The organism is Kitasatospora sp. NPDC059571, assembly GCF_042735675.1.
In the GTDB taxonomy this organism is placed as follows: Bacteria; Actinomycetota; Actinomycetes; order Streptomycetales; family Streptomycetaceae; genus Kitasatospora.
This window is the reverse complement of record NZ_JBHWBW010000798.1, coordinates 1-1623: the sequence shown is the minus strand read 5'-3', so window position 1 is coordinate 1623 and position 1623 is coordinate 1. Positions and strand designations below refer to the sequence as shown.

At 72.5% G+C, this 1623-nt stretch carries 2 protein-coding genes; one reads left to right on the top strand and one right to left on the bottom strand.

Annotated elements, in window-relative coordinates:
• The coding region (locus tag ACFV0G_RS39140) for a polysaccharide deacetylase family protein (RefSeq protein ID WP_380558615.1) at nt 1–833 on the top strand (833 nt) is incomplete at its 5' end.
• Between the two features lie 36 nt (nt 834–869).
• Here the strand turns inward: ACFV0G_RS39140 and ACFV0G_RS39135 are convergent.
• The coding region (locus tag ACFV0G_RS39135; RefSeq protein ID WP_380558612.1) for a family 16 glycosylhydrolase at nt 870–1623 on the bottom strand (754 nt) is incomplete at its 5' end.

The following is a 1623-nucleotide window of genomic DNA, read 5'->3' as shown; positions in this document are numbered from 1 at the left end:
GTACCGCGGGGAGGTCTGACATGATCCGCGTACCCGTCTTCCTCTACCACTCGATCTCGAACGACCCGCCGGCCTGGCTGGCCCCCTACACGGTGACCCCGCAGACCTTCACCGAGCACCTGGACCGGATCGCCGACTCCGGCCGCACCGTGATCCCGCTCAGCCGGCTGGTCTCCGCGCTGCGCGGCGGCAAGCCGGTGCCGGACCACTGCGCCGTGCTCACCTTCGACGACGGCTACGCCGACTTCTACTGGACGGCCGCCCAGATCCTCAGCGAGCGCGACCTGCCGGCCACCCTGTACGTCACCACCGGGGCGGTGCACACCCCCGGCCACCGCGCCGCGGGCAGCCTGCTGCCGCCCGCGCCGATGCTCAGCTGGCGCCAGGTGGTCACGCTCGACGCGCTCGGCATGGAGATCGGCGCCCACTCCCGCACCCACGCGCAGCTGGACACCCTCCCCGGCCGCCGGCTGGCCCACGAGATCGACGGCAGCAAGCAGGACCTGGAGGACGCGCTGGACCACCCCGTCCAGGCCTTCGCCTACCCGCACGGCTACTCGAGCGCCGCCGTCCGCCGCAAGGTCCAGAAGGCCGGGTTCACCTCCGCCGCGGCGGTGGCGAACGCGTTCAGCTCGCCCAGCGACGACCCGCTGCGGATCGTCCGGCTGATGGTGCTGGCCGACACGCCGCAGCAGCAGTTCCAGGACTGGGTGGACGGCCGCGGTGCACCGGTGGCGCCCTTCCCCGAGCGCCTGCAGACCAAGGGCTGGCGGATGTACCGGCGGCTCAGCGCCAAGGCCGGCCGCCCGGTCGGCGGCCCGCCCGCCGGCTGAGCCGGCCCGCAGCGGCACCCGGCGTCCGCCGGGTGCTCAGTGCTGCCAGACCCGGACCCAGTCGACCAGCATCCGCGCCGAGTTCAGGGTGGCCGGCGGCGGGGCCGGGTAGCCCACGGCGAGGTCCAGCAGCACCTCCATCGGGACGGTGGGGATCCGGTCCCGGTCGGTCACCTTGTAGCGCTGCACGCCGTCGATGTACCAGGTGATCGAGGACTCCTCCCAGTCGACGGCGTACACGTGGTAGGCGGAGGAGAAGTCTGCGGGGCCGTAGGAGCGGTCCTCGTGCTGGTCGGTTCCGTCGGCGCCGGTCCAGTGCAGGGTCATCTGCGCGTACCGGTTGTCCGAGATGAACTCCACGACGTCCAGCTCCGGCGGGGTGGCGCGGGTCTGCGGCATCAGCCAGAACGCCGGGAAGAGGCTGCTCTCGTCCGGGATCCGGATCGAGGCGGCGAAGTAGCCGCGGGTGAAGGCGAACCGGGGCGCGGCGTCCCAGGAATCGCGACCGGTGGAGACCATGCCGGAGGTCCACGGGTAGGTCCTGCCGTCGCTGCCGACGGTGTCGCGGCGGGTCGCGGTCAGCGCCAGCGACCCGTCCTGCACGGTGGCCTGGCCCGGCAGGTACCACTCCAGTTCGTGGTTGCCGGCGTTGGTGCAGCCGTGGTCGTTCCAGTCGTAGCAGGTGGTCCACTTCGCGGTGTCGAGCCGCGAGTCGTTGAAGTCGTCCTGGAACACCAGGTGCCACGGGCCGGCGCCGATCGGGGCGGACGGGTCGTGGGTGGGGCCGGAC